Consider the following 22,024-nt stretch of genomic DNA (forward strand, 5'->3'; position numbering starts at 1 on the left):
GATCCCATGGCTGAAGCCGCCAACAACATCGTCATGAACAGCGACAACCCGGAGGCGATGGTTCCCGGTGGAGACCGGGACCCGGCCACGGAGCGCCTGACGCGCAAGCAGCGCCTGGCTGCCGCATTGCGGCTGTTCGGCAAGTTCGGCTTCGACGAGGGCGTTGCCGGCCACATCACGGTGCGTGACCCGGAGCACCTGGACCAGTTCTGGGTGAACCCCATGGGCCGTTCCTTCAAGCAGATGTGTGTTTCGGACCTCCTGCGCGTGGACCACGAGGGCAACGTCGTGGAAGGGGACGGGCTGCTCAACGGGGCGGCGTTCACGATTCACTCGCGCATCCACATGGCCAACCCGCATATCACCGCCGCGGCCCACTCGCACTCGCTCTACGGCAAGGCTTTCGCGACCCTTGGCCGCAAGCTCGAGCCGCTGACCCAGGACGCCTGTGCCTTCTACGAGGACCACGCGGTACTCGAGAGCTTCACCGGCGTGGTGCTCGACAGCGGGGAGGGCGACCGGATCGCCGAGCTGGTGAACCACCACAAGGCGCTGATCCTGCAGAACCACGGCCTGCTAACTGTCGGGGCCTCCGTCGACGAGGCCGCCTGGTGGTACGTCACCATGGAGCGCAGCTGCCAGGCGCAGCTGCTTGCCGAGGCCGCCGGCACACCGAAGCCGATTCCCCACGAGTATGCCGTAAAGACGCGGGAAACCGTGGGCAGCGCGCTGGCCGGCTGGTTCAGCTTCCAGCCGCTTTACGACGTGATCGTGGCGGAGCAGCCGGAGTTGCTGGACTGAGACTGAATTTCATTCAAAGTCAGTCGTTTACGCACGAAAGCTGTTAAATAGTTACAGGGTTTCTACGCACGGCGGCGGGCTCCCATCGCTACACTTGGGGGTAACAACTAGAACCATCTCCATAGAGAGGAGCCCGCAATGAAAAACCTGAAGCTTACGGCGCTGGCCGTGGCCGTTTCCGCAGCGCTGCCGCAGTTCGCCAGCGCCCAGCTCGAGGAAGTCCTGGTCACCGCGACCAAGCGCGAGTCGACGGTGCAGGACCTGCCGTTCTCCATCAACGCCCAGTCCGAGGAGGCCATCGAGCGCAACAACGTGTTCACGCTCGAGGACCTGTCGCGCAACGTCGCCGGCCTGACCATCCAGAACCTCGGCCCGGGCCAGAGCCAGGTCGCCATCCGCGGCGTCTCCGCCGGCCAGATCGTGCGCGACCAGCCGGGCGTGAAGGAGCAGGTCGGCGTCTACCTCGACGAGACCGTGATCTCCCTGTCCCTGTTCACCCCGGACCTGGACCTGTTCGACCTGAATCGCGTCGAGACCCTGCGCGGCCCGCAGGGCACGCTGTTCGGCTCCGGCTCCGTGGGCGGCACCGTGCGCTTCATCACCAACCAGCCCGATATCGAGGGCGGCACCTACGGCAAGATCGAAGCCAACCTGAACACGGTGACCGACGGCGAGGAGGGCGGCCACCTGAAGGGCGCTATCAACCTGCCGATCTCCGACACCGTGGCCATCCGCGCCGTGGCCTACGGCACCGAGTACGCCGGCTTCATCGACGCCTTGCGCGAGGGCCTGCCCAAGCAGGAAGACGTCAACAGCGGTGGCCGCTACGGCGGTCGCATCGCCCTGGCCTGGCAGCCCACGGACAACCTGCGCATCACCCCGCGGGTCGTCTACCAGGAGATCACCGCCGACGGCTTCAACCGCCAGGAGGCGTTCAACCTCTTCGCCAACCCGTATACGACGACGCGGCCGGCCATCCAGCTCGGCGAGCGCGAGCAGTACCTGCTGCTCGAGGAAGAGTTCGAGGACGAGACCCTCATCGCCGACCTGGTGGTCGAGTGGAACCTCGACAACCTCTCGCTGACCTACGCCGGCAGCTACACGGAACGCGACATCCTGGTCAGCCGGGACGCCAGCGCGCTCACCGGCTCGGTCTCCATCGACCTGGGCTTCGGCGAGTCCGCCGCGCTGATTCCCTCGAACCTGCGCGACACGACGGACCTCGAGCAGATCACCCACGAGTTCCGCATCGCATCGAACTACGACGGCCCGCTGAACTGGGTCGGAGGCGTGTTCTATTCGGACATCAAGCGCTTCTATGCCCAGCGCCTGCCCACGCCGGGTTACGACCAGGTCACGGATATCGTGCTCGGCGATGGCACCGCCGAGTCGCTGCGCAACGGCTTCCCGCCGGACTCGCCCTTCAACTCGGACCTGCCCTACGACATCGAGCAGATCGCCCTCTTCGGTGAGGTCGATTACCAGGTCACCGAGCGCCTCAAGCTGACCGCGGGTGCCCGCTGGTACGACTTCGAGGAAGAGCGCGACATCCTCCAGGGCGGCCTGTTCTCGAGCCTCGCGGACCAGACCGACGACACGGCTTCCGACGGCATCAACCCGCGCTTCATGGCGAGCTACGACCTGAACGACACGGTTACCGTGAACGCGCAGGCCTCCCAGGGCTTCCGCCTCGGCGGCGTCAACGACCCGCTGAACGTGCCGCTCTGCGACCCGGGTGACCTCAACACCTTCGGGTCGTTCCAGGCCTACGACGACGAGACCCTGTGGAACTACGAGCTGGGCTTCAAGTCCATGGTCGGCAGCCTGCAGTTCAACGCCGCCGTGTTCTATACGGACATCGAGGACCTGCAGGTGACCCTCGACGCCGGTTCCTGTTCCTCGCGGATCTCCTTCAACGTGCCGGAGGCATACACCATGGGCGCCGAGTGGGAGCTCTCCAGCTACCTCACGGAAAGCTTCCTGTTGACCTTCAATGGCAGCTACATCGAGGCCGAGTTCGACTCCACGGTGACCGACAGCGCCGGCAACATTCTCGGCGGCGTCGAGGAAGGCAACCGGCTGCCGTCGGTCCCCGAGCTGCAGCTCTCGGCCTCGGCGACCTATACCTTCCCCGGCGGCCTGTTCGGCTCGGACGAGTTCTACCTGAACGCGCTGGTACAGCACGTGGGCGAGCGCTACACGCAACCTTCGGACCAGGTGCCCGGTGCCGGCGATTTCGTCTCCGGCCTGCCCTTTGGCGGCGCCACGGGGACGGAAGTGACCAGCCTCGACCTGGAGCTCGACGCCTACGAGATCGTCAACTTCAGCGCCGGCATGGTCTGGGACACGCTGGAAGCAGTGGTCTTCCTGAACAACGCCTTTGACGAGAACGCGGACCTGTCCTTCGACCGCGAGCGCGGCGGCCGCGCCCGCCTCGGCTTCCGCACCAACACGCCGCGCATGCTCGGCGTGACCCTGCGCAAGTCCTTCTAGGACTTCACCGGCGCAGCCAGGAACCGCGGCCCACGGGTCGCGGTTTTTTTTGCCGGGCCCGGGGAGCTTTCCGGCGGTCGGTCCCGAGCCGGGGATTGACGCGGTGATTTTCCTTGCCTATGGTTGCCCCGTTGTTTGAACTTATTTCAAAAACACCATGTTTTTCACAACAACGATAAAGAGGTATCCCATGGCCCGCATTGCCAGAAGCAAGTATTTACAACCCAAGACGCTTGCCGCCGCCCTGTCCGCAGCGCTGCCGGTCCTGGCCGGCCATGCGGGGGCGCAGGTCCTTGAGGAGGTCGTCGTCACTTCCCAGAAACGCGCCACGAGCCTTGATGTTCAGCAGATCCCTACCGCGATATCTGTGTACAGCGGTGCAACACTGGAACAGGCCTTTGCGGTCGACCTCACGGATGTCGGCCGCTACGCCCCCAACGTCCAGCTGAACGACGCGGGCACCTACCCGGGTTTTGCCAACTTCTTCATTCGCGGCGTCGGCGTGAGCAACACGACCCGCTCCCAGGACCCGGCCGTCGGTGCGTTCTTTGACGGCATCTACGTGGGCTTCGGCCCGAGTTCCATTGCTGCGGCGTTTGACTTTGAGTCAGTGGAAGTACTGAGGGGCCCCCAGGGAACCCTGTTCGGCAAGAACGTGACCGGGGGGGCAGTCTCCGTAACCAGCCGCCGGCCCGGCACTGAGTTCGGCGGCTACGCCAGCGCCCAGCTCGCCAACTACGACAGCATCCAGCTCACCGGTGCGGTCGATCTGCCGCTCACCGACGACCTGGCGCTTCGCCTTGCGGGCACGAGCCGCTCCCGGGATGGTTACTGGAAGAACCAGTACACGGACCAGACCAAGCCGGAGCAGGATATCGATATCCTTCGCCCCGTGCTGCGCTGGGATGCCACGGACCGACTCACGCTGAACCTCATCGGTGAGTACTACCGCAGCCGCAGTGGGTCGTCTGCGTCGCAGAATCTCGACAGCCGCATCGATCCGCGGGTAGCGGGGCCGGCTGTCGTGCAGAGCGTGTTCGGCTACACACCGCCCGGTGACAAGTACGACATTCAGCACGACCTGCAGGGCTACCTCGACGCCGAAACGCGTATGCTGGTGCTCGATGCCAGCTACCAGGCCGATCACGGCGTCTTTACGCTGGTGACCGGTGCGCGGGACGTACGTTACGACACGTCGACCGACTTCGACGGCTCGCCCTTCCCGGTCTTCCACTTCCCCGACAACCGCGAGAAGCAGGAGCAGTTTTCCGTCGAGGCGCGCTATGCTTCCAGTTTCTCTGACCGTTTCGAATTCACCGCTGGCCTGTTCTACTTTACCCAGGAATACGACATCGGTGAGCGCCGGGAGTTCTTCATCGGCGGTACCCCGGAGTCGCCAACGCTGCTGCAGCAGGTAGGGCTGGGCCTGACCGACGACGAATCGCTCGCAGCATTCGGTGAGCTCAGCTGGTACCTCAGTGATCGCTGGACCCTGCTGCTCGGCGGTCGTATTACCGATGAGACGAAGGAGGTCACTTTCTGCCCCTTCAGTGCCGATCCGGCGGTCTATGCCAGCCTGGACATGAACGACTGCGCAAACCCCGTCAACGACGACGAGAACTGGACCAGTTTCTCGCCGCGCGTGGGTATCGATGTCGAGCTGTCGGAGGACATCATGGCCTATGCCAGCTGGTCCACCGGGTTCCGTTCCGGGTCCTACAATATCCGCGCCCGGGTCCCCGAGGCGATCGGCCCGGTCGACGAGGAGGAGGTCATCACCTGGGAGGCGGGTATCAAGTCAACGCTGCTCGGTGGCCGGCTGCGGTTCAACGCGGCCGTATTCCTCAGCGAGTACGACGATATCCAGCGCACCATCTCGGACACGGTTATCATCGACGGCAATCCGCAGGTCACCCAGGTACTGCGAAACGCTGCGCAGGCGACCATCTCCGGCGTCGAGATCGAGACGTCGATGCTGCTGAGCGAGTCGCTCACGGCGGACTTCTCGCTGGGTTACCTCGACGCGGAGTACGATGAGTTTCCGGGCATCGATGCCGACCGCAACGGGGTTTACGAGCCGGAAATCGACGATGCGGCCGCGGAGAACCTCGAGTTCGAGCGTGTACCCGAGTTCGAGTTCACCGCGACGCTGCAGCACAGCATGCCGCTGGCGGGCGACAGCATGCTGCGCTCGCGGGTTTCCTACCAGTGGCGCGATGAGCACTTCGTCGACACGCTGAACAGCCCGAGTATCGCCGTGGACGCTTACGGGTTGCTGGACGCCAGCGTAACCTATGAGCGCCTCGCAGCCGGCTGGTCCGTCTCGCTCTTCGGGCGGAACCTGTCCGACGAGGAGTTCCACGACTTCGGCTTCGACGGCGGCACGCACCGGGCCGTGTGGGGCGGTGTGCCGCGCACCTACGGCGTGGAACTGCGGGTCGATTTCTAGCAGGCGACGACCGTTGCAATCCGTTCTCGTCATCGGTGCGACCGGGGACCAGGGCGCGGCACAGGTTGCCGCGCTCCGGTCCGCGGGCTATCGCACCGCCGGCGCCACGAGGGATGCCACCCGCTCGTGCCTGCCCTGCGGAACGCCGGCGGTACCGCTTGATCTTAATGATCCCGCCTCGCTTGGCAGCGCCCTTGCCGGCTTCGATACTGTTTTCCTTAATCTTCCCTCGGCCTCGTTCTCCGATCCGGCCGTCGTTATCGACGGCTTCCGGCATTTCCTCCGGGCGGCCGAGGGGACCGGGGTCGCCCGGGTGCTCTTCAACGCCAGCCTGTATGTCGGCGATGAAGCGAAGGGTTACCCGGCGCATGACACGCGCTATCAGATCGTTGAGGAGTTGCTCGCTTCCCGGGTCGCCGCGTCAGCAGTCTGCCCGGTCATCTTCATCGAGAACCTCATGCGGGGATGGGCCCTGCCGGTGCTCCGGGAGCGTCGCGTGCTGAGCTATCCCCACGCGGAGGAGTTGCCGGTGAGCTGGATCAGTCTGCAGGATGTTGCCCGGCTCATGGTTGCCTTTGCGGAGGACCGGAGCACGATCGGCCGGAAGTTCATCGTCGGCGGCCCGGAGGCTTTGCGGGGGCCTGAGACAGCCGCGGCACTCACTTGTGCCTGGGGGGAGACCGTTCGTTTCGAAAGCCTGCCGGTCGAGGCCTTCGCGCGGGAGATGGGATCGCTGTTCGGTGGCGGAGAGCGCTCTGCCTCGGAGCGGATCACCGCAGACCTCGCCGCGATCTACCGCTGGTATAACGAGGCCCGGCCCTCCCCGTTCACCGTTGATATGGAAGCCCTGCAGGCGCGCTACAGGATCTCCCTCACCACGGTGTATCAGTGGGGGCTTGAGCACCGCCTGCTGGCCTGAACGGCTTACGCCTCGAGCAGTTCCTCCCGCAGCCGCTCGGCCAGCACATGCTTCTGGATCTTGGTCGCTGACATGGGCCACTCAGTGACGAAGCGCACGTGCCTGGGAATCTTGAAGGAGGCGATCTGTCCGCGGCAGTAGTCGATGAGTTCCTCCGCGCTCAGGCTCGCGCCTTCGCGGAGTTGCACGAACGCCGCCGCGACTTCCCCGAGCCGGTCATCGGGGGCGCCGACGACCTGGGCGAGGTGTATGGCCGGGTGGGTGCCCAGCCAGTTCTCGAGTTCAAGCGGCGACACATTCTCGCCACCGATCTTCAATAGGTCCTTCAGGCGGCCGTGGTAGGCGACCTGGCCGGCCTTCGTCAGGCTGCAAAGATCACCGGTGCGGAACCAGTCGTCGTCAGTGAAGGCTTCGGCGGTGCGCACCGGGTCGCGGTAGTAACCCTCGAGCAGTGAGAAGCCACGGACCTGCATCTCGCCTCGCTGTCCCGCTGGCAGCACCGCGCCCGTCTCCGGGTCTACCACGCGCAGCTTTACCCCGGGGTAGGGCCGGCCACAGGTCGTGGCCCGGGTCTCGTCGTCCTCGTCTGCGGCGCCGTGGCAGCAGATGCCCGAGGCCTCGGTCATGCCGTAGGCGCTGATATGAAGGGCGCCGGGGAGCGCGCGCATATTGGCGCGCAGGGCCTCCGGCGGTGCGACGTTATTGATCAGCCGCACAGAGCCGAGGCGCCCGGCGTCAAAGTCCGGGTGCGCGAGCAGGTCCGCCATGATGGCCGGGAACGCCGGGTAGAGAATGGTCGGCCGGTGCCGGTACAGCTGCTCGAGCGCCGGGCCGGCCTCGAAGTGCGCCTCGGCGAGGTAGCCACCGCCGGCGCCGACCATGGCCAGCAGCGGCAGGATCGAGGCCATGTGGAAGAGGGGCAGGGGGTTCCACTGCAGGTCTTCCGCCGTGATCTCCAGCCGGTCGCGCATGGCCAGCGCATTGCGCACGAGCGCCTCGTGGCAGAGCAGGCAGCCCTTGGGCCGCGAGGTGGTGCCGGAGGTATACATCATCAGGCAGGCCTCGCGCAGGCATACCTCCCGCCGGCGCTGGTCTATGGCAGCGCTGTCCACGGCCTCGCCGAGGGCGCCAGCCGTCGCTGAGGGCAGGCATCCGGCGCGTTCACCGTCGCCCAGGAGGATCACGGCGCGCAGGGCCGGCGCGGCATCGGCGGTGAGGGCGCGCGGATCCCGGGCCGCGGTGAGGGCCCCGTCCAGGGCGGCGTCGATCAACGCCGGGAAGTCCGTGGGCGTCCCTTCCGCGCCGGTGTACAGCAGGGTGAGATCAGCATGGCCGAGCACGTAGCGCAGCTCATCGACCCGGTAGCGCGCATTGAGGAGCACGGCCACGGTACCGGCGAGGGCGCAGCCGAACAGCTGCTCGACGACTTCGGGCCGGTTTTGGGCAAGGATGCCGACATGGTCACCGGGCTCGGCGCCGAGAGCGAGCAGGCTCCAGGCCCGGGCCTCACTGCGAGCCAGCAGCTCGCGGTAGGTCACGTCGTAGCCGGGGAAGGCCAGGGCCCGGCGGTCCGGGTGCTGTCTTGCCGCCCGCACCAGGAGGTCGCCGAGAGACGTCGCTTCGATGGTCTGCAGGTTCATGGTCCTGGCCCCCTCAGAAGGAGCGCGGCAGGCCGAGGCCCTCGGCGATCATGTTGCGCGCCATCTCGTTGCTGATCGGGCCGATGCGCAGGAGCCGGGCGTCGCGCCAGTAGCGCTGCATGTCGGTCTCGGCAGAATAGCCCATGCCGCCGAGAATCTGGATGCCGAGGTCCGCGGCGCGCCCTGCGTACTCGGAGCACAGGACCTTGGCCATGTTGGAGGCGTTCGCGCAGGGCTCACCGGCGCTCTGCAGCGTGGCGCCGTCGAGCAGCATGAGCTCGCCCTGCTTCTGCCACATGGCGATGTCGGCGACGTAGTGCTGCAGGGCCTGGAACTCGCCGATCACGTGGCCGAAGGCGCGCCGCGTCTGCAGGTGGTCCACCGCATCCTCCAGCACGCCGTCGAGCATGCCGAGGCAGAAGGCGGCGTTCACCAGGCGCTCGTTGTTTAGCGTGCCCGTGGAATAGCCCCAGCCCTTGCCGGCCTCTCCGAGGAGCAGGTCGTCGGGTACGAACACATCGTCGAGGTGCACGCTGCAGGAGCTGATGCAGCGCATCCCGAGCTTCGGCATTGACGATACCGTGACCCCCTCTGCTTCCCGGGGCACGAAGAACAGGGAGACGCCGTCAGAGCGGCGCTTGACGTCCTTGTCCGAACGGGCCATGAGGAACAGGTAATCCGCCACGCCCGCGCCGGTGCTCCAGATCTTCTCGCCATTCAGCCGCCAGCCGCCGTCGACCTTCGTTGCTGTGGTTTTCATGCCGCCAAGGAGGTCCGTGCCGCCGCCGGCTTCCGTAAAGGCCATGGCAGTCTTCAGGCGCCCGGCCGCGATCTCGGGCAGAAAGCGCTGCTTCTGCTCCTCGCTGCCCGCGCCAAGTACGCCCTTGCCGCCGCTGAAGGAGGTGACACCCCAGACCCAGCCGACGCCCGCCGCGGTGCGCGCGAGCTCCCGGGCGAAGAGCACCTGGGTGACGATGCTGCCGCCCTGGCCGCCGTATCCCTCCGGGATGCCGATGCCGTGGGCGCCGAAGGCCGAAAGCTTGTCCCAGAAGGCGTGGGGGAAGGCGTCTTCCTCACGCTCCAGTGCGCGGCACCAGTTCTTGGGGATCTCTGCATCGACCCAGCTGCGCACCGTGTCGCGGAACAGACGGTCTTCCTCGGAGAGGAAAGCGAGAGACATGCGAGACTCCTTGCATTGCGTTATGCTTTTCTTGAATGGTATTCAAAAATAACGGTGGAGGAAAGCCATGCCCGCAGAAAACAGCCTCGAAACCCGCCTGCGCCGGCTCGAAGATCGCATTGCCATCGAGGAGCTCATCGCCCGCTACGGCCTGGTCATGGACGACCGCGACATGGATGGCATGCCGGGCCTGTTCACGGAAGACGTGCACATCCTGTCCCGCGACGGGGTCATGGATGCCCGCGGCCGGGACGCGGTCATCGAGCTTTACCGGGGCCGCTTCGCGGTGCTCGGGCCGAGCAACCACTTCACCCACGACAGGATCATCCGCTTCGGCGACGATCCCGGCGAGGCTTGGGGCACCGTGCTCTCGCACGCGGAGATGCAGCGCAAGGGTGAACCGATGCTCGCGGCAATCCGCTACTCGGACCGCTACCGGCGCGAGGACGGCGCCTGGCGCTTCGCCGAGCGGCTGTTCGATTTCTTCTATTACGTGCCGACGGCACAGTACCTGGATGCGCTGGGACCGGGCCTTGCGACGCGCATGCGCGCCTATGAGGAACCTGCTGGTGCGGATATACCTGAGAAGCTCGCCACCTGGCGCGCCTATTACGGAGACGCGCCGGGCGGCAGCTGAGCCGGTGCAGGCAGCACCGGGACTTTTCGCGAGTCTACTGCTGGCTGGCGGCGAGCGCCTGCTCGATGTCGGCGATGATATCGTCGGCGTGCTCGATGCCGATGGACAGGCGCACCATGTCCTCGGTGACGCCGGCGGAGGCCAGCTCTTCCGGTGACAGCTGCCGGTGCGTCGTGCTCGCCGGGTGGCAGGCCAGGGACTTGGCGTCGCCGATGTTCACCAGCCGCAGGATCATTTCCAGGGCGTCGATGAAGCGGGCGCCCGCCTCTCGGCCCCCGTTCACGCCGAAGCTGAGAATACCCGAGGCTCGGCCGCCGCAGATCTTCTCGCAGGTGGCGCGGTAGGGACTGTCCGGGAGCGTTGCATAGTTCACGTGGGTGACCGCCGGGTGCGCGGCGAGCCAGGCGGCGATGCGCTCGGCGTTCTCGCAGTGGCGCTCCATGCGCAGGCCCAGCGTCTCCAGCCCCTGCATGATCAGGAAGGCCGAATGCGCGGCCAGCGCGGCGCCCGTGTTGCGCAGCGGTACGACCCGGCAGCGGCCGATGTAGGCGGCCTCGCCCAATGCTTCCGTGTAGACCACGCCGTGGTACGAGGGGTCCGGCTCGTTGAGCACGGCGAAGCGCTCGGCATTGCCTTTCCAGTCGAAGCGGCCGGAGTCGACGATGGCACCGCCAACGGTCGTGCCGTGGCCGCCGATATACTTGGTCAGCGAGTGCACCACGATGTGCGCGCCGTGGTCGAAGGGGCGGCAGAGGAAGGGTGTAGGCACCGTGTTGTCGACGATGAGCGGCACGCCGTGGGCCTCGGCAATCTCCGCCCAGCGCGCCACGTCGACCACGTTGCCGGCGGGGTTGCCGATGGACTCGCAGAACAGGGCGCGGGTCTTGCCGTCGATGAGCTCGGGAATGCGGTCGAAGTCATCGGCGGCGACGAAGCGCGTCTCGATGCCCTGGCGCGGGAAGGTGTGTGCGAACAGGTTGTAGCTGCCGCCGTAAAGCTGCGAGGTGCTGACGATGTTGGTGCCGGTCTCGGCGATCACCTCGATCGCATAGCGGATCGCCGCCATGCCCGAGGCGACGGCGAGCGCGCCGACCCCCCCTTCGAGCTGCGCCAGTCGCTCCTCCAGCACCGCGCAGGTGGGATTCATGATCCGGCTGTAGATATTGCCCGGCACCTTGAGGTCGAAGAGATCGGCCCCGTGCTGCGTGTTGTCGAAGGTGTAGGAGGTGGTCTGGTAGATCGGCGTGGTGGCCGCGTGGCTGCTGGCGGGGTCGCCGTCGTAGCCGGCGTGCAGGGCGATGGTCTCGGGTTTCATGCGGGTGTCCTCTGCCTGGGTCCTTGCGGGGTTCCGCAACTTACCACAGCCGCCGGCGCTCGCGTACACTACGCTCCCTTCCCCCTTTCCCCTGTCAGCCGCCGGAGGTAGCCGATGAATCCACTGCGCTGGGGCCTCGTACCGCAGATCCTCGCAGGGGTCGTGCTCGGTGCGCTCTGCGGTGTCCTGCTGCCCGGTGCCGGGGAGTCCGTGGGCCTGCTCGGGCGGCTCTTCGTCAGCATGCTCAAGGCGGTGGCGCCGCTGCTGGTGCTGCTGCTGGTGATGTCCGCCATCGCCAACCGGCACGAGCGCGGCGGCGATGCCCGACGCACGTTCCTGACCCTGCTGCTTTACCTCGCCGGGACTGTCTGCGCGGCGCTGGTCGGCGTGCTGCTGAGCTTCGCGTTTCCACAGACCCTGGTTCTCGTCGACGCGGCCGAGGGGAGCCCGCCGGCGGCGGTCGGCAGCGTGCTCGCCGATGTGCTGTTCAAGCTCGTGGACAACCCCGTGAACGCGCTGCTGGAGGGCAACTTCCTCGGCTGCCTGACCTGGGCGGTGCTCCTCGGCATCAGCTTCCGCCGCGCGCCGACCAGCTTCCGCGAGCACCTGGAAACGCTCGCCGGCGGTGTGGCCGACGTGGTCCGCTACGTGATCCGCCTCGCCCCCGTGGGTATCTTCGCGCTGGTCGCCTACACGGTGGCAACCACCGGCATCGCGGCCCTGGCCGACTACGCGGCCCTGGCGCTGCTGCTGGTGAGCGCCATGGTGGTGGTGGCACTGCTGGTCAATCCGCTCATCGTCTTCCTGGTGACGCGCCGCAACCCCTACCCGGTGGTGCTGCGCTGCCTGGAGGAGTCGGGGATCACCGCGTTCTTCACGCGCAGTTCCGCGGCCAACATCCCGGTGAACCTCGCGCTGGCGAAGAAGCTCGGCATCAGCGAGGAGCTCTACTCGGTGACCATCCCGGTCGGCGCCACCGTGAACATGGCCGGCGCCGCGATCACCATCACCACGCTCACCCTGGCCGCCGCGAATACGCTCGGCATCGAGGCGAGCTTCGCCACCGCCCTGGTGCTCTGCGTGGTGTCCGCCCTGGCCGCCTGCGGCGCGAGCGGCGTGCCCTCCGGCAGCCTGCTGCTCATCCCCCTGGCCTGCTCGCTCTTCGGTGTTCCCCTGGACGTGGCCATGCAGGTGGTGGCGGTGGGCTTCGTGATCAGCGTGATCCAGGACTCGGCCGAGACCGCGCTCAATTCGAGCACGGACGTCGTTTACACCTGGGCCGTGGACAACGCGCCGCTGCGTCAGTAGCGCGAGCGGGCCTTTTCGAGAAGGGCGCAGACGGCGCGGGCGCCATCCAGGAGCCGCGGCGTCGGCCGCTGGATGAGGTCCGGGTTCAGCCCGTAGAGCGCGTCCGCCGCGACGGCCGACAAGCGCGGAAAGCGGCGCCAGTCCGCGAGCCAGGGCGGCGTCTCCCTGCCTGCGCCGCTGGCGATGATCACCTCCGGGTCGCGCGCGAGTACCGCTTCCCGGCTCACCCGGGGCGCCAGCGACGGCACGTCCGCGAACAGGTTCTTCCCGCCGCAGCGTTCGATGACCGCACTGATCAGGTGGCTGCCGCCCACGGTCTGCATGGGGTCGTGCCAGAGCTGGTAGAACACGCGCAGCCGGCGACTGCCCGCCGGCGGGCCGAGGGCGGCAAAACCCTCGGCCAGCGCGGCGGCAGCCGCCTCACCCCGCGCCGGCGTGCCGGCGAGCCGGCCCAGCTGCACCAGGGTCTCGCCGATCCGGGCCAGGTCGCGCACTTCGTCCACGTAAACGGGTAGGCCGAGGGTCTCGAGCCGTTGAACGATCGCAGCGCCGTTGCCGGAGCCCCAGGCCAGCACCAGGTCCGGCTGCAGGGCGATGATGGCCTCGAGGCTGAGGGCGTTGTAGCCGCCGATCCGCGGCACGTCCCGGGCTTCTTCAGGGTGGTCGCTGTACGCCACCGTGCCGACCAGGCGGCCCCCGCCGCCGGCCGCGAAGAGGTTTTCCGCCAGGTGCGGCGCCAGCGCGACGATGCGCTCGGCCGGGGCGGGCAGACTGACGGTTTTACCGCGGCTGTCGACCACGCTGACCGGCGCGGCCGTGAGCATCGCCGGCAGCAACAGAACGGGGAGCAGCCAGGCCCGCCGTGCGGGTGCAGCGCCGTGGCTGCGATGCTGGCTGCCCCTCCCGCCGGCGCTGGCGCGGCGGGGGCAATGCTCCACCGGGCGATCAGAGCGCCGGGAAAACAAGCGGATAACCCTTCAGGGGATGCGGCTGTACCGCCAGCTCCGTGCCGAAGAGCTCACCGAGGAATGCCCGCGTGAGCAGGGCGGCCGGAGTATCGAGGGCCCGGCATTCGCCGTCGGCGAGCACCAGCAGCCGGTCGGCGAGGCTCGACAGCAGGTTGAGGTCGTGCAGCGACAGCACCACGCTGCAGCCGCGGGCGGCGAGGTTGCGCACCGTGTCCGCCAGCAGCTGCTGGTGGCGAAGGTCCAGGGCTGCGCTCGGCTCGTCGAGGAGCAGGAGCCGGCCGCCCAGGGGCTCATCGGGCGCCCTATGCAATAACTGGCATAGCACCCTCGCGAGCTGCACGCGCTGCTGCTCGCCGCCGGAGAGCAGCGTGTAAAGGCGGCTGGCGAGGTGGTTGGTATCGGTCCAGGCAAGGACCTCGGCGACGATCGCTTCGTCCGCCCGGCGGCCCGCGTCGTGCGGCAGGCGCCCGAGCATGACCACCTCGTGCACCGTGAACGGAAACGCCAGCTTAGATGCCTGCGGCAGGTAGGCCACGCGGCGGGCGCGTTGTTCCGGCGCCCAGTCCGCAAGCGTGCGGCCCTCGAGCGCGAGCGTCCCCGCGAGCGGTGCCAGGTCTCCCGCCATCGCGCGCAGCAGCGTGGACTTGCCGGCCCCGTTGGGCCCCAGCAGGCCCAGCACTTCACCGCTGCCGAGCTGCAGGTCGATACCCGAGAGCACCGGGCAGCCGCCCCAGCCGGCACTCAGGCCGCGGGCCGCGAGGAGCACGCTCATGCTGCCACCATGCCGAAGCGGGCCCGCTGCCGCAGCAGGGAAAGGAAGAAGGGCACCCCCACCAGCGCGGTAAGAATGCCGACGGGGATCTCCGCCGGGGGGGCCAGCAGTCGCGCGGCGGTGTCGGCCAGGAGCAGCAGGATTGCGCCCGCCATGGCCGAACCCGGCAGCAGGTAGCGGTGGTCGGGCCCGATCGCCAGGCGCACCACGTGCGGTACCACCAGGCCGACGAAAGCGATGGTGCCCGCAAGGGCGACGGAGACACCGACGCCGAGGGCGATCCAGGCCACCAGGATCGCCTTCAGGCGGCCCACCCGGATGCCGAGGTGGGCCGCCTCGGATTCGCCGAGGAGCAGGGCGTTCAGTGCGCTGCCGTGCCGGGGCAGGGCCACGCAGAGCACGGCGGTGACCCCCAGGGCCAGGAGCACTTCCGGGCGGCTGCCGGTTTCCAAACCGCCCATCTTCCAAAGGCTGATGCGCCGGAGCAGCGCATTGTCGGCATAGAACTCGAACAGGGAGACGAGGGCGCCGGCGAGCGCGGTGATGGCGATCCCGGCGAGCAGCATGGTCGCCACGGAGGTACCGGTGCTGTCGGTGGCGAGGCGGTAGACGAGTAGCACCGCGGCAACCCCGCCGGCGAAGGCGCCGAGGGAGACAACGGTGAGCACCGGCAGTGCCGGCAGGGCAGCGGCGCCCAGCGCCATGGCCGCCGCCGCGCCGAGGGTGGCGCCCCCGGTGACGCCGATGAGCGACGGGTCAGCCAGCGGGTTGCGGAACAGGCCCTGGCTCACAGCGCCGCAGAGGGCCAGCACCGCGCCCATGGAACCGGCCAGCAGCGTGCGCGGCAGGCGCAGCTGCGCGACGATCGTCGCCGCCGGATCGGTGAAGTCGCCGGCCAGGGCCGCAACCAGGCCGGCCGCGAGTTCGCGCGGGCCGAGGGGAACGGCGCCGAGGGCGAGGCTGGCGAGCGCCGCGGGCAGGAGGAGGGTGGCGAGCAGGGCGATGAAGCGCCGTGCCCGCCCCTGGCGCGCGTCCGTGGCGTTCAGAAATCCACGCCCTTGCGGGCCTTGATGCCCGCCGTGTAGGCGTGCTTGATCTCCCGGACCTCGGACACCGTGTCCATGATGGCCTGCAGGCCGCTGCCGCCGCCGCGGCCTGTCACCACGACACTCTGCTCCCGCGGGCGGTTGACCAGGGCCTCGAGAACTTCCTCCTCGGGCAGGTAGTCGAAGGAGAGCATGTAGGTCAGCTCGTCCAGCACCACCAGGTCGAAGGCGGGGTCGGCTAGCATCGGCTTGGCCTTCTCCCAGGTGCGCTTCGCGGCGGCGATGTCACCGCTGCGGTCCTGCGTGTCCCAGGTGAAGCCCGTGCCCATCTGGTAGAAGTCGACCTCCTGGCACTTGTCGCGCAGGTACAGTTCCTCGCCGGAGAGCTGCTCCCCCTTGATGAACTGTACAACGCCGACTTTCTGGCCATAGCCCAGGGCGCGCATCACCATGCCGAAGGCGGAGCTCGACTTGCCCTTGCCGTTGCCGGTGAGCAGCACGGCCACGCCGCGCTCGAGCTGGGCGGCGCGTATGCTCGCGTCGACCTTTTCCTTCTGTTTCTGCATCGCGCGCTTATGCTTCTCGTCGCGGCTCGTCTCGTCACTCATCGGGTTGTCTCCGGTGTCAGAAGCGGTAGCGCAGGCCGGCGTAGGCGGCGCGCTCGGCGGTGTTGTAGGTCGGGACCTCCTCGTAGTCCTCGTCGAGGGCGTTCTCGATCCGGCCGAAGAGCGTCAGTCCCGGGAACAGCTCGAAGCTGGCGTTCAGGTCCACGACCTCGTAGTCGTCCAGGGGCGTGGCCGCCGTGCTCACCGCGTCCCGGGACAGGCGCAGGTGCGCGCCGAGCTTCAGGCGCTCATCGCGGCCGGTGAAGGTGAAGCCCAGGTTGCCCAGGTGCTCCGGGCGGCGGGCGCGCTGCTCCCCGGTCGCGGTCTCGGCGTCGTTCCAGGTGTAGTTACCGTCCACGGTGAAGCCGGCGGCGAGGGGCCAGCTTGCCGCCAGCTCCACCCCGCGCGACTCGGACTCGCCATCCTCCTGCAGGTAGCCCGAGAAGCCGACCAGGTCGAAGAAGATCTGGTCCTCGACCTGCTGTTCGAACCAGGTCAGCTCCAGGTACTGGCCGCGCTCGCCGGCCCAGGCCACGCCCAGGTCGTAGCCCTCGCTGGTCTCTTCCTCGAGGTCCGCGGTTGCCGCCGGCGGGAAGGCGAAGGGACCGCGGTTGTAGGAAATCTCGTACAGGCTCGGCGCGCGGAAGCCGGTACCCCAGGTGCCGCGCAGCTTGAGCTCGCCGCCGGCCAGGGCCGTCACCCAGGCGCCGCTCACCCGGTAGGAGGTGAAGCTGCCGTAGTCGTCGTTGTCGTCGTTGCGCGCGCCGGCGGTCACGGTGATGCCGTCGGCGAAGCGGCCCTGGACCTCGCCGTAGATGCCGGTCTGGTCGCGGTCCCGGTCGAAGCTGCCATCGTCGATGGCCTGGGTTTCCCGGTCGAGGCCGTAGACGAGGCGCAGCACCTCGCCGCTGCGCCAGCTGCCCACGTAGGACCAGCGGCTGAGCTCGCCGTCGGCGCCGAAGCTGCGCCGGCCCTCGGTGAAGAAGTCTTTCTCGGTGCGGTTCTCGCTGAAAGCCAGCTGGTGGGTGAACTGCTGGCCGTTGTAGTCGGCCGCGACGCGCACGGCGTCCTGGCTGAAGTCATCGGTGCAGTCGTTGCTGGAAGCAAAGGTGTCGACCGTGAAGCAGTTGTCGTATTCGTTCTCGCCCTCGCTGCGGCGACCGGCGACGGACAGGCGCAGCGTGTCCGTGACGTCCCAGCCCAGGCGCCCGTTGTAGGTGCTGTTCTCGTAGCCGTCATCGTCCCGGAGGTCCGTGTCCGTGCTGCGCGAATTGAAGCCGTCCGTCCTGAAATCGGCGATACCGAGCAGGAAGTCCACGGCGCCGAGGTCGCCACCGACGCTGCCGCTGAACTCGCGGGTACCGAAACTGCCGGCCTCCGCGGCAAGCCGGCCGCCGAGGCCGTCCCGCGGTGTCAGCGTGGTGATGTTGATGACGCCGCCGGCATCGGCGCCGTACATGAGGCCCTGCGGCCCGCGGAGGATCTCCACGCGCTGGATACCGGAGGAAAGGAACTGCTCCATGCGCGGGCTGAACTGAGTGCCGGAGGTGTCGGTAATGTCGATGCCGTCCACCAGGACCTTGGTCCGAAAGCCCTCTTCACCGCGGATGCGCAGGGCCGTCGCCTTGCCGGGGCCGCCGGTGTTGGAAGCGGCCACCGAGGGTTGCGTGCGCAGGATCTCTGCGAGGGAATTGAAGCCGCGGCGGGTGATCTCTTCCTCGTCGATGACGCTGATGGCCGTGCCCACCTCGCGCAGCGGCATGGGTACTCGGGACGAGATGACGACGATCTCCTCGAGGGGGTTGTCGCTGGCGGCCTGCGCGAGCGCAGCCACCGGTGCCAGGGCGAGAGCCAGGGCACGGGCCGGGAAGGGGTGTTTCATGCTGAGTCCTCAATAGCCGGTAACGGGCGATTGAGGGAGGGGATCAAGGAGACGGAATGCGCGAACATTCAGCGACCTTTAATGAAGCCCTCCGCTCCATCGGTGCTCATGTCCGGGCAGGTATCGGGCTCGCGGTGTCTCTCGAAGAGAGTCTCTCGCTGGAGGTCGTTCGAAGACAGCCGCATACCGTTGCGGGGGCAGCGCTGGCCTTGGCCCCGGGGGCCGCACCAGTCTTCCCATTTAACCTGCCCAGATGCGGATTGCGCTCCGCACCGGCAGGCACCCTGGACGCCGGAGACTGTAGGGCGCTGTCCGGGTAATGTCAAACCTTGCGGTAGAATGCCGCCCATGGACATCGATGCCCCCACCCTCGCTACCATCACCCGGCGCCTGGGTCGCGAACCGCGCGGTCTGCGCGCCGTTGCGGCGCGGGATGCGGGCGGCGAGCCGGCCGTGATCCGGGTGGCCTCCGTCGTCGACGGCAAGCCCTTCCCGACGCTGTTCTGGCTCATCGACCCGGTGCTCAACTACCGCATTGACCGGGCCGAGGCCGGGGGGCTCATCGCCGAACTGCAGGCACGCGTCGACGCGGAGCCGGAGCTCGCCGCCGCGATGGCCGGCGACCATTACCGGCACATCGCCCTGCGCGAGCGGTACCTCGCGCCGGCCGAGCGGGAGTTGCTCGAGGCCCGGGGCCAGTGGGCAGCGCTCGCCGAGCGGGGTATCGGCGGCATTGCCGATTTCCGCCGCATCCGCTGCCTGCATACCTGGTACGCCGCGCATCTCGTCGAGGCCAACACGATCGGCACGCTGCTCGATGCGCACTGGGCCGCGGAGGCAGCCTGAGCCGGGCGCGGCCCGGCCGCGTAGCAAGGGCCATGACCAGCGACCCCCGGACCAGGAACCCGAACCCGCAGGGCAAGGGCCTCGTGCCCGTCCTCGCGCACTGGCACGCGCTGCGGCCGCGCGCGGCCGCCGCCAAGAGTCCGACGGCACTGCTCCTGGACCTGTTTGCTTCCACCCTCGTGCTGTCGGCACGCTGCGATCTGCGCCCGGTGGTGGGGCAGCGCTACTACCTTTACTGCGATCTCGACCGGGTCCTCGATCTTGACCTGGACCGTGACGATACCGGCTGGCGCCTGTCGCTGATTTCGCCAGCGGAGTGGGGCGAGCGGGCCCCGGGGCACTGCCTGGGCCCCTGCTGGCTGCGCGAGGACATGACCTGGTCCCTCGACGCCGAGGCAGCACTGGCGGCCGATGCCGCGCTGCGTGATCGGGTGGCGGCGCTGGTCCAGGATTTCCTCGAGCGCCTCGACGTGGATGGCCCGCTGGAGGCTCAACTGCCCGGGTACCACCGGGAGCTGCCCTACTACCGCCGCCTCCTCGCCGCCGGCCTCGGCGCCTCGCTGCGCCAGTCTCTCGCGGCGGCGGGGGCGAGTGCGGCACAAGCGCGGGAGACCCTGCGCCTCGGCGCTGCCGGGCTGCGCCGGGCGGCTTTGACAGCACCACAGCCGCCGGGCGAGCATGCAATCCCCCGCGATGCGTCGCTAAGCACCTCGCGCGACGCGTCGGCCAACCAGCCTCTTTGCGAGAAGGATAGACAGCCATGAGCGAGGAATCCGGCTACACACCGCCGCGCGTCTGGACCTGGGATGCGGCCAGCGGTGGCCGTTTTGCCAATATCAACCGCCCGGTGGCCGGCGCCACGCACGAGGCGGAGCTGCCGGTCGGGGACCACCCGCTGCAGCTGTACTCCCTGGCCACGCCGAACGGCGTCAAGGTCACGGTCATGCTGGAAGAGCTCCTCGCCCTCGGTCACAGCGGCGCCGAGTACGATGCCTGGCTCGTGAATATCCTCGAGGGCGACCAGTTCGGGTCGGGCTTTGTCTCCATCAACCCGAACTCCAAGATTCCGGCGCTCCTCGACCGCAGCAGCGATCCGCACATGCGGCTGTTCGAGTCCGGTGCCATCCTTGTTTACCTTGCGGAGAAGTTTGACGCCTTCCTGCCGAAGGAGGGCAGGGCCCGCAGCGAAACGCTCTGCTGGCTGTTCTGGCAGATGGCGAGCGCACCGATTCTCGGCGGCGGCTTCGGCCATTTCTACGCCTACGCCCCGGAAAAGTTCGAGTACCCCATCAACCGCTACGCCATGGAAGTGAAACGCCAGCTCGACGTGCTCGACCGGCACCTCGCCAGCCACGACTACCTGGCCGGCGACGAGTACACCGTCGCCGACATGGCCACCTGGCCCTGGTACGGCGTGCTGGTGACCGGCGATATCTACAACGCCCAGGAGTTCCTCGACGTGAACAGCTACGTGCACGTCAAGCGCTGGGCCGAGGCCATCGAGGCGCGCCCCGCTGTGCAGCGGGGCCGCCGCGTCAACCGGGTCTGGGGCCCGGAAGAGGAGCAGGTCCGCGAGCGCCACGCCGCGGCGGATCTCGACTGAGGGGCGGGCAAAAAAACCCCGCGCCAGGCGGGGTAAGCGGGGCGTCGGGCCCGCCTTGCGGCGGGCACCGAGGAGTTACTGGACCAGTTCCACACCTTCGGCGACGATCTCGCCGGCGATGTTGGAGTCCTGCACGGTGATCGTGCCGGAGCCCTGGTCCTCCTGCACTGCTTCGAGATCTTCCTCACCATCGTCGTTGCCGCTCGTGGTGGCGCCGATCACCAGCACGTTGACGTCGCCGGCATCGGCTTCCTCCCATACCGCCCCCTTGCCGCCATTGTCGATGGCGGTGGAGCCCAGGAACAGGCTGCGCACGCCGGCGGGGCCTTCCTCCGACATCTTGAAGCCGTCGTCCGAGTTCTCCGACGCCACGACGTTGATGTAGTTGGCGTCGATGGCGCCGTTGTCTTCCTCGTCGAAGTCGATACCTTCGTCGAGATTGCGCAGCACCTCGGAGTTGATGATGTTGGCGATCAGCGAACCGTTGCCGGCCTCGTCGATATCGAAGCCGTCGTCGGTGTCGATGGCATATTCATAAGCAGTGACGCCGCCGTCTTCCTCCGCCTCGTACTCGACGCAGGTGGGGTCGGTGAAGGCTTCGGCCGTGGGGGCTCCCGGAAAATCTTCCGGTACCTCGCCGTCGAACTCGCCCTCGTCCTCGTAGCTGCCGAGGAATGCCGCCAGTTCAGCGCCGACCTGGACCGGGTCGCAGTAGCCGCCGTTGTCATTGAAACTCGAGTCGTTGACGCTGGCGACCACGACGCCGTTCTGGCCCTCGTCGAGCTCGACGCCGTCGGCGCCCACGTTCGTGAAGGTGGAGCTGTCGGCACGGAAAACGATGTTGCCGTTGCCACGCTCGTCGACGCGCAGGCCGTCGGCGTCGAACTTGCCGTAACCGACGTTGTCGATGGTGACGTCGTCGAACTCAACGAGAATGGACGCGTTGGAGCCGCCGCCGGCACCGCCGCCGCCGCTGCCGCAATCGTCGGCTAGGTCGCAGTCGGAGATGTGCACGCCGTGGTTGGCAACACCGCTTACCGTGACGTTGTTCAGCACGACCTTGACAGTTCCGCTCTGGTTATCACGCACGTCCACGAAGATGCCTTTGCCGGCCGGTGCGCTGGCGGGGTTGTTGATATCGAAGCCACCGGGGCCCATGAAGTTCAGACCGATGACCTCGAGATCGGCGCCGTTGCTGACTTCCAGCAGCGTGTGGTTGTCCATGGTCATGACTGTTTGGCCAGTGCCGTAGAGCTTCAGCTTCTTCTCGCCGCTGTAGACCAGCGGGCTCATGGTCATGATGTCCTGGTCCGTGGACACCACGATTTCGGTGGCACCGCTCTCGAGGGCGGCACGCAGGGAACCCTCGCCCATATCGTTGCCGTTGGTGACCAGGGCGGGGAGGGCGCTGGCGCCGGTAGCGCCGAGGGCGGCGGCCGCGACCATGGCGGCTGCGAGGGCTTTCTTGCTACGGGTCAAGGGTCGGATCATGACAGGCTGCTCCTTGTTGTTGCCGTTTGACCGAAGTGGCCAAGCTAGCAGCGCGACATGACAGATTTC

The 22,024-nt window shown here is 67.7% G+C and carries 18 protein-coding genes and 1 riboswitch; of the genes, 9 read left to right on the top strand and 9 right to left on the bottom strand.

Translation table 11 applies throughout. The features are described 5' to 3' along the window. Nucleotides 1-6 precede the first annotated feature (6 nt). The 4 genes from RKE50_RS04795 to RKE50_RS04810 all read left to right on the top strand — a co-directional run bounded on the left by RKE50_RS04795 (nt 7) and on the right by RKE50_RS04810 (nt 6,662). Nucleotides 7-801, top strand: coding sequence for a class II aldolase/adducin family protein (locus RKE50_RS04795; protein WP_350034821.1), 795 nt, complete (start codon nt 7-9; stop codon nt 799-801). 138 nt (nt 802-939) lie between these two features. After that, nucleotides 940-3,294: a TonB-dependent receptor gene (locus tag RKE50_RS04800; protein ID WP_350034823.1), complete on the top strand. Its 2,355-nt coding sequence runs from the start codon at nt 940-942 to the stop codon at nt 3,292-3,294. Nucleotides 3,295-3,484: 190 nt separating this feature from the next. Beyond that, entirely contained in the window at nt 3,485-5,743 is a 2,259-nt protein-coding gene (locus tag RKE50_RS04805) for a TonB-dependent receptor (protein WP_350034825.1), read from the top strand. Between the two features lie 13 nt (nt 5,744-5,756). Beyond that, the gene (locus RKE50_RS04810) at nt 5,757-6,662 is read left to right on the top strand and encodes an SDR family oxidoreductase (protein ID WP_350034827.1); all 906 of its coding nucleotides are present in this window, start codon (nt 5,757-5,759) and stop codon (nt 6,660-6,662) included. Between the two features lie 5 nt (nt 6,663-6,667). On the opposite strand, the gene RKE50_RS04815 is transcribed toward RKE50_RS04810, so the two are convergent. After that, nucleotides 6,668-8,302, bottom strand: coding sequence for a class I adenylate-forming enzyme family protein (locus tag RKE50_RS04815; RefSeq protein ID WP_350034829.1), 1,635 nt, complete (start codon nt 8,300-8,302; stop codon nt 6,668-6,670). Between the two features lie 13 nt (nt 8,303-8,315). Further along, nucleotides 8,316-9,482, bottom strand: coding sequence for an acyl-CoA dehydrogenase family protein (locus RKE50_RS04820; protein ID WP_350034831.1), 1,167 nt, complete (start codon nt 9,480-9,482; stop codon nt 8,316-8,318). A 67-nt stretch (nt 9,483-9,549) separates the two neighbouring features. Between RKE50_RS04820 and RKE50_RS04825 the strand changes: the two genes are divergently transcribed. After that, nucleotides 9,550-10,119 carry a nuclear transport factor 2 family protein gene (locus RKE50_RS04825; RefSeq protein ID WP_350034833.1) on the top strand — a complete coding sequence of 190 codons (570 nt, stop codon included), beginning with the start codon at nt 9,550-9,552 and terminating at the stop codon, nt 10,117-10,119. A gap of 34 nt (nt 10,120-10,153) precedes the next feature. Here the strand turns inward: RKE50_RS04825 and RKE50_RS04830 are convergent, their stop codons facing one another. Then, nucleotides 10,154-11,434: an O-acetylhomoserine aminocarboxypropyltransferase/cysteine synthase family protein gene (locus RKE50_RS04830; RefSeq protein WP_350034835.1), complete on the bottom strand. Its 1,281-nt coding sequence runs from the start codon at nt 11,432-11,434 to the stop codon at nt 10,154-10,156. A 114-nt stretch (nt 11,435-11,548) separates the two neighbouring features. Here RKE50_RS04830 and sstT point away from each other — a divergent pair, with 114 nt between their 5' ends. Then, nucleotides 11,549-12,742, top strand: a complete 1,194-nt coding sequence (sstT, locus tag RKE50_RS04835) for a serine/threonine transporter SstT (protein ID WP_350034837.1) — start codon at nt 11,549-11,551, stop codon at nt 12,740-12,742. Here sstT and RKE50_RS04840 read toward each other — a convergent pair. From RKE50_RS04840 to RKE50_RS04860, 5 genes are read right to left on the bottom strand one after another with little or no spacing between them, the layout of a single operon-like run. After that, nucleotides 12,736-13,680: a cobalamin-binding protein gene (locus tag RKE50_RS04840; RefSeq protein WP_350034839.1), complete on the bottom strand. Its 945-nt coding sequence runs from the start codon at nt 13,678-13,680 to the stop codon at nt 12,736-12,738. The two genes, sstT and RKE50_RS04840, sit on opposite strands and share 7 nt — an antisense overlap. Nucleotides 13,681-13,687: 7 nt before the next feature. Further along, nucleotides 13,688-14,482 carry a heme ABC transporter ATP-binding protein gene (locus RKE50_RS04845; protein ID WP_350034841.1) on the bottom strand — a complete coding sequence of 265 codons (795 nt, stop codon included), beginning with the start codon at nt 14,480-14,482 and terminating at the stop codon, nt 13,688-13,690. After that, nucleotides 14,479-15,528 (bottom strand): FecCD family ABC transporter permease, encoded by a 1,050-nt coding sequence (locus RKE50_RS04850; RefSeq protein WP_350036479.1) that lies wholly within the window; start codon nt 15,526-15,528, stop codon nt 14,479-14,481. The genes RKE50_RS04845 and RKE50_RS04850 overlap by 4 nt, the downstream gene beginning before the upstream one ends. After that, nucleotides 15,525-16,136, bottom strand: a complete 612-nt coding sequence (cobO, locus tag RKE50_RS04855) for a cob(I)yrinic acid a,c-diamide adenosyltransferase (RefSeq protein WP_350034843.1) — start codon at nt 16,134-16,136, stop codon at nt 15,525-15,527. The genes RKE50_RS04850 and cobO overlap by 4 nt, the downstream gene beginning before the upstream one ends. A 16-nt stretch (nt 16,137-16,152) precedes the next feature. Further along, the gene (locus tag RKE50_RS04860; RefSeq protein WP_350034845.1) at nt 16,153-18,015 is read right to left on the bottom strand and encodes a TonB-dependent receptor plug domain-containing protein; all 1,863 of its coding nucleotides are present in this window, start codon (nt 18,013-18,015) and stop codon (nt 16,153-16,155) included. A gap of 98 nt (nt 18,016-18,113) precedes the next feature. Continuing rightward, nucleotides 18,114-18,318: riboswitch (cobalamin riboswitch) on the bottom strand. A gap of 45 nt (nt 18,319-18,363) precedes the next feature. Between RKE50_RS04860 and RKE50_RS04865 the strand changes: the two genes are divergently transcribed. From RKE50_RS04865 to yghU, 3 genes are read left to right on the top strand one after another with little or no spacing between them, the layout of a single operon-like run. After that, nucleotides 18,364-18,861: a DUF501 domain-containing protein gene (locus tag RKE50_RS04865; RefSeq protein ID WP_350034847.1), complete on the top strand. Its 498-nt coding sequence runs from the start codon at nt 18,364-18,366 to the stop codon at nt 18,859-18,861. Nucleotides 18,862-18,893: 32 nt separating this feature from the next. Beyond that, the gene (locus RKE50_RS04870; protein WP_350034849.1) at nt 18,894-19,625 is read left to right on the top strand and encodes a C1orf50 family protein; all 732 of its coding nucleotides are present in this window, start codon (nt 18,894-18,896) and stop codon (nt 19,623-19,625) included. Further along, nucleotides 19,622-20,464, top strand: coding sequence for a glutathione-dependent disulfide-bond oxidoreductase (yghU, locus tag RKE50_RS04875; RefSeq protein WP_350034851.1), 843 nt, complete (start codon nt 19,622-19,624; stop codon nt 20,462-20,464). The genes RKE50_RS04870 and yghU overlap by 4 nt, the downstream gene beginning before the upstream one ends. Nucleotides 20,465-20,539: 75 nt before the next feature. On the opposite strand, the gene RKE50_RS04880 is transcribed toward yghU, so the two are convergent. Further along, complete coding sequence (locus RKE50_RS04880) at nt 20,540-21,955, bottom strand: hypothetical protein (RefSeq protein WP_350034852.1); 1,416 nt, start codon at nt 21,953-21,955, stop codon at nt 20,540-20,542. Between the last annotated feature and the right edge of the window lie 69 nt (nt 21,956-22,024).

This window comes from Pseudohaliea sp., from assembly GCF_040217025.1.
Lineage (GTDB): Bacteria > Pseudomonadota > Gammaproteobacteria > Pseudomonadales > Halieaceae > Pseudohaliea.

Coding starts and splice junctions, on each gene's coding strand:
- RKE50_RS04825 (WP_350034833.1), top strand. CDS start 9,550: ATGCCCGCAGAAAACAGCCTCGAAACCCGCCTGCGCCGGCTCGAAGAT.
- RKE50_RS04845 (WP_350034841.1), bottom strand. CDS start 14,482: ATGAGCGTGCTCCTCGCGGCCCGCGGCCTGAGTGCCGGCTGGGGCGGC.
- RKE50_RS04820 (WP_350034831.1), bottom strand. CDS start 9,482: ATGTCTCTCGCTTTCCTCTCCGAGGAAGACCGTCTGTTCCGCGACACG.
- sstT (WP_350034837.1), top strand. CDS start 11,549: ATGAATCCACTGCGCTGGGGCCTCGTACCGCAGATCCTCGCAGGGGTC.
- RKE50_RS04830 (WP_350034835.1), bottom strand. CDS start 11,434: ATGAAACCCGAGACCATCGCCCTGCACGCCGGCTACGACGGCGACCCC.
- RKE50_RS04795 (WP_350034821.1), top strand. CDS start 7: ATGGCTGAAGCCGCCAACAACATCGTCATGAACAGCGACAACCCGGAG.
- cobO (WP_350034843.1), bottom strand. CDS start 16,136: ATGAGTGACGAGACGAGCCGCGACGAGAAGCATAAGCGCGCGATGCAG.
- RKE50_RS04870 (WP_350034849.1), top strand. CDS start 18,894: ATGACCAGCGACCCCCGGACCAGGAACCCGAACCCGCAGGGCAAGGGC.
- RKE50_RS04815 (WP_350034829.1), bottom strand. CDS start 8,302: ATGAACCTGCAGACCATCGAAGCGACGTCTCTCGGCGACCTCCTGGTG.
- RKE50_RS04800 (WP_350034823.1), top strand. CDS start 940: ATGAAAAACCTGAAGCTTACGGCGCTGGCCGTGGCCGTTTCCGCAGCG.
- RKE50_RS04860 (WP_350034845.1), bottom strand. CDS start 18,015: ATGAAACACCCCTTCCCGGCCCGTGCCCTGGCTCTCGCCCTGGCACCG.
- yghU (WP_350034851.1), top strand. CDS start 19,622: ATGAGCGAGGAATCCGGCTACACACCGCCGCGCGTCTGGACCTGGGAT.
- RKE50_RS04805 (WP_350034825.1), top strand. CDS start 3,485: ATGGCCCGCATTGCCAGAAGCAAGTATTTACAACCCAAGACGCTTGCC.
- RKE50_RS04880 (WP_350034852.1), bottom strand. CDS start 21,955: ATGATCCGACCCTTGACCCGTAGCAAGAAAGCCCTCGCAGCCGCCATG.
- RKE50_RS04865 (WP_350034847.1), top strand. CDS start 18,364: ATGGACATCGATGCCCCCACCCTCGCTACCATCACCCGGCGCCTGGGT.